Annotated in this window: 5 protein-coding genes; 4 read left to right on the forward strand and 1 reads right to left on the reverse strand. The window is 61.0% G+C overall.

Annotation, left to right across the window (positions count from 1 at the left end):
* Positions 1 to 144: 144 nt before the first annotated feature.
* The 3 genes from I2D57_RS09645 to I2D57_RS09655 all read left to right on the forward strand — a co-directional run bounded on the left by I2D57_RS09645 (position 145) and on the right by I2D57_RS09655 (position 4270).
* Positions 145 to 1545, forward strand: a complete 1401-nt coding sequence (locus I2D57_RS09645) for a PTS transporter subunit EIIC (RefSeq protein WP_195362324.1) — start codon at positions 145 to 147, stop codon at positions 1543 to 1545.
* A gap of 106 nt (positions 1546 to 1651) precedes the next feature.
* The gene (locus tag I2D57_RS09650; RefSeq protein ID WP_195362325.1) at positions 1652 to 3181 is read left to right on the forward strand and encodes a glycoside hydrolase family 32 protein; all 1530 of its coding nucleotides are present in this window, start codon (positions 1652 to 1654) and stop codon (positions 3179 to 3181) included.
* 96 nt (positions 3182 to 3277) lie between these two features.
* Positions 3278 to 4270 carry a PLP-dependent transferase gene (locus I2D57_RS09655; protein ID WP_195362326.1) on the forward strand — a complete coding sequence of 331 codons (993 nt, stop codon included), beginning with the start codon at positions 3278 to 3280 and terminating at the stop codon, positions 4268 to 4270.
* A gap of 226 nt (positions 4271 to 4496) precedes the next feature.
* Here the strand turns inward: I2D57_RS09655 and I2D57_RS09660 are convergent, their stop codons facing one another.
* Complete coding sequence (locus tag I2D57_RS09660) at positions 4497 to 4844, reverse strand: winged helix-turn-helix domain-containing protein (RefSeq protein WP_195362327.1); 348 nt, start codon at positions 4842 to 4844, stop codon at positions 4497 to 4499.
* A gap of 193 nt (positions 4845 to 5037) precedes the next feature.
* Here I2D57_RS09660 and I2D57_RS09665 point away from each other — a divergent pair, with 193 nt between their 5' ends.
* Positions 5038 to 6549, forward strand: a complete 1512-nt coding sequence (locus I2D57_RS09665) for an IMP dehydrogenase (RefSeq protein ID WP_195362328.1) — start codon at positions 5038 to 5040, stop codon at positions 6547 to 6549.
* The last annotated feature ends 246 nt before the right edge of the window (positions 6550 to 6795 follow it).

The following is a 6795-nucleotide window of genomic DNA, read 5'->3' on the forward strand; positions in this document are numbered from 1 at the left end:
AGATTCGACAAGGGGCGACCATTGTGCAATCGCAAGAAGATGACGGGGCGGAATGTCAATCCTGGTCTAACAGAGCCAAACGATTACAGTGTAAGTATCAAAGATGGTCGGGTGCACACGCGCCCGTTGGAGGAAAGGGAAGACATGGACTACCGTAAATCAGCCCAAGAGGTGCTCGACAACGTCGGTGGCGCCGACAACGTTATTTCGGCCGCACACTGCGCCACGCGTCTGCGCCTGGTGATTGCCGATAACGCGAAGGTTGACAAGGAGGCCCTCGAGAATATTGACGGCGCCAAGGGCGTCTTTGAGGCCCAAGGCCAGCTCCAGATTATTTTTGGCACCGGCACCGTCAACAAGGTCTACGACGAGTTCATTGCGCTCAGCGGCGTCGAGGCTGCCACCAAGGCCGAGGTCAAGGAGGCCGCGGCGCAGCAGCAGAACATCTTTATGCGTGCCATTAAGGTGCTCGGCGACGTCTTTGTCCCCATCATCCCCGCCATCGTGGCTTCGGGCCTGCTGCTGGGCATTATGAGTGCCCTCAACTTTATGGCCTCCAACGGCTTTATCGCGCTCGACACCAATAACTTTATCTACAAGATTGCCGACCTGGTCTCGGGAACGTCCTTTGGCATCCTGCAGATCCTGATCGGTTACTCCGCCGCTAAGGCCTTTGGAGCCAACCCGTACCTGGGCGCCGTCGTCGGTGGTGCGTTCATCAACTCCTCGTTGCAGAGCGCCTACACGGTTGCCTCCGAGGGCGTGCAGACCATGGTCAACGTCATTCCCGGTATGTACAGCTTTGAGTGGGTCGGTTATCAGGGCCACGTGATCCCCATCGTTATCGCCTGCGCCATCCTCGCCTTCTTGGAGAAGCGCCTCCACAAGGTTGTCCCCGAGATGTTCGACCTCTTTGTGACCCCGCTCGTCTCGGTGTTCGTGACCGTGCTCGTGACTCTCGTTGCCGTCGGCCCCATCTTTGTCTGGGCTGAGAACGCCATCCTCGGTCTGATCCAGGCCCTGCTCACCCTGCCCTTCGGCATCGGTTCCTTTATCGTCGGCCTGTTCTATGCTCCCACGGTCGTTACCGGTATCCACCAGATGTACACCGCCATCGACCTGGGCCAGCTCGCCCAGTACGGCGTGACTTACTGGCTGCCCATCGCCAGTGCCGCCAACATCGCCCAGGGTGGTGCCGCGCTCGCCGTTGCATTTAAGACCCGCGATGCCAAGATCAAGGGTCTGGCGCTTCCTTCGGCCCTGTCCGCCTTCATGGGCATTACCGAGCCTGCCATCTTCGGTGTGAACCTGCGCTTCTTTAAGCCCTTCATCGCCGGCTGCATCGGCGGCGGTTGCGGTGCCCTGGCCTGCGCGCTCACTTCGCTGGCCGCCTCCGGCACGGGCGTTACCGGTATCTTCGGTATCCTGCTGTGCCTGGCCCAGCCCGTGCAGTACGCGATCATGTTTGCGGTCGCCGCGCTGGTTTCCTTTGCTGTCTCGTTTGTCCTGTACAAGGATGAGCCCAAGGCTTCCGAGCAGGCCTAAGAGCTTTTGATTGAGGAACACCCGTGGGCTGTATGCCCGCGGGCGTTTCCCGTATTTGGCGCCGATCTCTGGCGCCTTGTAACTTTCGATCCGTTAGGACTTTGATATGTCTAATGCACTTGGTCGCGACCTTGCAAAGCTGGTCGCCGCTGTTGACGCCGCCGCCTCTGAGTGCGGTCATGGCGCGTATGGCCAGCGCTTTCATATTATGCCGCCGGCGGGCTGGCTCAACGACCCCAACGGTCTTTGCCAGGCAGATGGCGTATTTCACGCGTACTTTCAGTATGCCCCGTTTGATGTGAACGGCGGCGTCAAGATGTGGGGCCATGCGGCGAGTCGCGATCTTATGACGTGGGACTACGTTGGCGCCCCGCTGCTGCCCGACGAGCCATTCGATTGCCATGGCGTGTATTCGGGCTCCGCGCTTGCCGAGGACGGCCGCATTCGCGTGCTCTATACCGGCAACGTTAAGCTCCCCGATGCGGGCGGCGTCTTTGACTATGTCAACTCCGGCCGTCGCGCCGACACCGTGTATGTCGAGAGTGTCGATGGGCAGACGTTCAGCCAAAAGCGCGTGGTGCTGGCGTCGGAGGACTATCCCGAGGATCTGACGTGCCACGTGCGCGATCCCAAGGTGTGGCGCGATGAGGCCGGTCGCTATCACATGGTGCTGGGCGCGCGTCGTCGCGTTGACGGGCCGCATGTCGAGAGCCGTTTTTGCGCCATGCATGGCGAGGGCGCCGGTCGCGATGTGGGCGAGATCTTGGTGTACGGCTCGGCCGATATGCTGAGCTGGGAACTCGAGAGCCGTGTGTCTACGTCCGAGCGTTTTGGCTTTATGTGGGAGTGCCCCGGCTATATAGAGCTCGATGCGAATGGCAATACCGCTGCATTTTTGTCATTCTCGCCCCAGGGCCTTGAGGGCGGCCGTTGGGACCGCGGCAACGTATACGCTGCTGGCTACATGCCTGTAACGGGCGAAATTACCGGTGGTGACGGTGCCTATGAGCTGGGCGAGTTCCGCCTGTGGGACGCCGGTTTTGACTTCTATGCTCCGCAGGAGTTCACGGCCGAGGACGGTCGCCACATTCTGATCGGCTGGATGGGCATGCCCGATGAGCCGACCTATGGTAACGGCCCCACCGTGGCGCGTGGCTGGCAGCACTGCATGACAGCGCCGCGTGAGCTTACAGCCGGTGCCGACGGCGTGGTGCTGCAGCAGCCGGCGCGCGAGATTGAACACCATTATGCCTCGGTGCGTGTGGGGGAGGGTTCGTTGGAGGTTGCCGGCGATACCTGCTTTGACGTTGTTGCCGACGGTGTCGACGGCGCGTTTACCGCGACTGTTGATGGCGAGCTGAAGCTGGTATTTGTGCCCGCCGAGGGCGAACTGCCCTCGCGTTTTGAGATGCGATTTACCGATGAGGGTCGCGCTTCTGCCGGCTGCGGTCGTACTGTGCGCTGGGAGCCCGTCGACGAGGTGCGCAACGTGCGCATTGTTGGCGACGTCTCGTCGGTCGAGGTGTTTGTCAACGACGGTGCGCTTGTGTTCTCCACGCGTATCTACCCTGCGACCTATGGCGTGTCCGTTGACGCCGCAGGTGCGAGCGTGACCTATCACACGCTCAACATCTAGGCGATTCGTCGCATATCGGCGCTATACTGCAGCCGTTGCCCACGATGCGGGGAACACCCGCATCGTGGGTTTTTGTTTATGAAGGGACGGTGCCTTGTGGATGTACAGCAGCTAGAGGAGGCCTGGGCTTTGAGGGCCGGCTCGCGTGAGGCGCGTCTTGTTGCGGCCCTGCATGTGCCGGCGGCGCTGTCTCTGTTGGGGATTGTGCGCCCCGGTGACCGCCTGGTTGCGTTTGCGGACGACTTTGCCGATGCGTTTGCGCACGGCTTTGATGCCTGCGACGTGGCTATGGTGGGGGAGCCGTCGGCTGCCGCGTTTGCTGCTGCGTCCAAGGGCTTTGATGCTTCGTTTGATGCCGAGGGGCCGCACCTGTGGTGGTTTTTAAACTCCATCGGCGGGTTTGGTCTGCGTGTGCCCAATCTGCGCGCGCTGGGTCGGGCGGCGCGTGAGGCCCATGCGCTGCTGGTTGTGGACAACACCGTGGCTGACGTCTTTGGCTGCGATCCGCTGCGGCTGGGTGCCGTGCTGTCGCTCGAGGCACTTGACCGCGTGTGTGCCGGTGAGGCGCCGCGCAAGCTCGTGGCGGCGTCGGTCGCGCGCTCGCAGCTCAAGCGCCATCGCGTGGACGCCGCGGCCGAGTGCGCGCATGCGCTGCTCGAGGGCTGCGGATTGGCCGCGCTCGACTTGTCCTCCGATGAGGCCGAGGTTCTAGAGCACGGGCTCGACACGCTCGACACCCGCATGCAGGCACACGTCGACCGCGCGCGTGCACTGGCCGAGTATTTGGCCGCGAACGAGATGGTGCACGGCGTGCGCTATCCTGGGCTGACCTCGCATCCCGACCATGCGGTTGCAACGGGAATCCTCGAGCACGGCTTTGGCCCGGCAGTTGAATTTGACCTGATGGACTGCACCGCGGGCGAATTCTTCAGCATGCTGCCGGATGAATTCCGCACATCACCCGCAGGCGGCCCAACAACGCGCCTTTCGGCTCCGCGTGGCAAGCAGGGGAGCACCATCCGCCTCTTTGCCGGCACCGACAACCCCTTGATCGTGGCCGCCACCCTAGACAACGCCCTCCGCAAGTAGCTAATCGGGGCCTGCGCCACGAAAACGGCCTATTTACTACGTTTAAGCCATAGGGGTCGACCATGCCCGCCTATTTTGAAAATTACCAAGCTGTCTACCAGCGGTTTTAATTTCATAATGTCCGGTATGGTCGAGGGTATTCAGCTAAACGTAGTAGATGGGCCCGTTTTTGTGGCGCGAGCCTCAATCCGAGGGTGCGGTGGACAACAATTCAGCCCCAAAAGGACTACTCTGCATTGATGCTGGCGATGAGAGCGTCGGCTTTGGTGGCGATGACGTTGTTGATGTCGGCCTGCAGCTCCTCGTAGACCGCTATGGCTCGCTCGCCGGCGGGGGTGAGGGTGGATCCGCGGGCGCCGTCGCGCTCTATGAGCTTGCAGCCCAGCTGGCCTTCGGCTTCGTTCACAATGCGCCAGGCCTTGGAATACGCCATGCCCATGCTCTTGGCGGCACGGTTGAGCGAGTGCTCGCGGGCAATACCCTGCAGCAGCAAGACGCAGCCGTGACCAAACACGCCCGGCAGATCTTTGTCGCACGCTTGAATGACCAACTTTGCCGTCGTCTTGTACTCCATGTGCTCCACGTCTCCCCGCTAAAGTGTTTGCTGGGCAAACGCAAAGCCTGCGTCAAACCCTCGTGTGCTCTTCTTAAATCATGCATTGTAGCAGTCAAAGTGCGTTAAGATACTTCCCCAGTATTGGGCGCCCAAGGTTGGGCTGGGTCCTACGAGGCCTGCAGCCGACCGGTCGCATGGAAAAAGGAGAAACATGGCTACGTTCTTTCCCGGTGAGTCCCACACGTTTTCGGAGTATCTGCTGGTCCCTGGTTACTCGTCCTCGCAGTGCATCCCCAACAACGTCTCTCTTAAGACGCCGCTGACCCGCTTTAAGCGCGGTGAGAAGCCGGCAATCACCCTGAACATCCCCATGGTTTCCGCTATCATGCAGTCCGTCTCGGGCGTCGACATGGGTGTCGCGCTCGCTACCGAGGGCGGCCTGTCCTTCATCTACGGTTCCCAGAGCGCCGAGTCCGAGGCCGCCATGGTCAAGGCCGTCAAGGATCACAAGGCCGGCTTCGTTCAGTCCGATTCCACGCTGACCCCCGACATGACCATGGAGCAGGTCATCGAGCTCAAGGATAAGACCGGTCACTCCACCATGCCGGTCACCGACGACGGCACCCCCAAGGGCAAGCTCCTGGGCATCGTCACCAGCCGTGACTATCGCCCCAGCCGCGATGACCACCAGACGAAGGTCTCCGAGTTCATGACCCCGCGTGAGCAGCTCATCGTGGGCGACAAGAACATCAGCCTCAAGGTTGCCAATGACGTCATCTGGGACAATAAGCTCAACGCCCTGCCCATCGTCGACGACAACGATCACCTTATGGGCATCGTCTTCCGCAAGGACTACGACAGCCACAAGACCAACCCCAACGAGCTGCTCGACGGCGATAAGCGCTACATGGTCGGCGCCGGCATCAACACCCGCGACTATGCCGAGCGCGTGCCGCTGCTCATCGAGGCCGGTGCCGATGTCCTGTGCATCGACTCTTCCGAGGGCTTCAGCGAGTGGCAGAAGCGAACCATTGAGTGGATTCGCGCCAACTACGGCGATGACGTCAAGGTCGGTGCCGGTAACGTCGTCGATGCCGAGGGCTTCCGCTTTTTGGCAGACTGCGGTGCCGACTTCATCAAGGTCGGTATCGGCGGCGGTTCTATCTGCATTACCCGCGAGACCAAGGGCATCGGCCGCGGTCAGGCCACCGCGCTGATCGACGTCTGCCGCGCTCGCGACGAGTACTACGAGGAGACCGGCGTCTACGTGCCCGTGTGCTCCGATGGTGGCATCGTCTACGACTACCACATGACGCTCGCCCTTGCCATGGGCGCCGACTTTATGATGCTGGGCCGTTACTTCGCCCGCTTCGACGAGAGCCCGACCGAGCGCGTTAACGTCAACGGTCAGTATATGAAGGAGTACTGGGGCGAGGGTTCCGCGCGTGCCCGCAACTGGCAGCGTTACGACCTGGGCGGCGCCGCGAAGCTCAGCTTCGTCGAGGGCGTCGACTCCTACGTCCCGTACGCCGGCTCCCTCAAGGACGGCGTGGGCGGTACGCTTTACAAGGTTAAGTCCACGATGTGCAACTGCGGTGCCCTCTCGATCCCCGAGCTCCAGGAAAAGGCTCGCCTGACCCTGGTCAGCTCCACCTCCATCGTCGAAGGCGGCGCCCACGACGTTGTCGTCAAGGACTCCCAGCAAAGCGTCAGCTACCGCTAAGCGGCTTTCCCAAGCACCGCACCTTGCCGTTCAAACCGTCGCTCGCGTACCAAAGTACGCGTCGCTCCTCTTTCACGGCAATCTGCGGTACTTGGAAAACCCGTCCATGCTAGGACGATTAACAAATAGCGGTTGATTCACAACCACGTTATTTAGATAAAGCGAGATGCCTGCAAGTCGCAGGCATCTCGCTTGTCGTATTTGCTATCATCATGCGAGTTAACGATGTGGCGGGGCGTTCTTAGA

Origin of the sequence: Collinsella aerofaciens (assembly GCF_015553355.1) — a bacterium.
In the GTDB taxonomy this organism is placed as follows: domain Bacteria; phylum Actinomycetota; class Coriobacteriia; order Coriobacteriales; family Coriobacteriaceae; genus Collinsella; species Collinsella aerofaciens_V.

What these genes read in the sequence shown, in the direction of transcription:
- I2D57_RS09645 (WP_195362324.1), top strand. Translation starts at nt 145, where the DNA reads ATGGACTACCGTAAATCAGCCCAAGAGGTGCTCGACAACGTCGGTGGC.
- I2D57_RS09650 (WP_195362325.1), top strand. Translation starts at nt 1,652, where the DNA reads ATGTCTAATGCACTTGGTCGCGACCTTGCAAAGCTGGTCGCCGCTGTT.
- I2D57_RS09660 (WP_195362327.1), bottom strand. Translation starts at nt 4,844, where the DNA reads ATGGAGTACAAGACGACGGCAAAGTTGGTCATTCAAGCGTGCGACAAA.
- I2D57_RS09665 (WP_195362328.1), top strand. Translation starts at nt 5,038, where the DNA reads ATGGCTACGTTCTTTCCCGGTGAGTCCCACACGTTTTCGGAGTATCTG.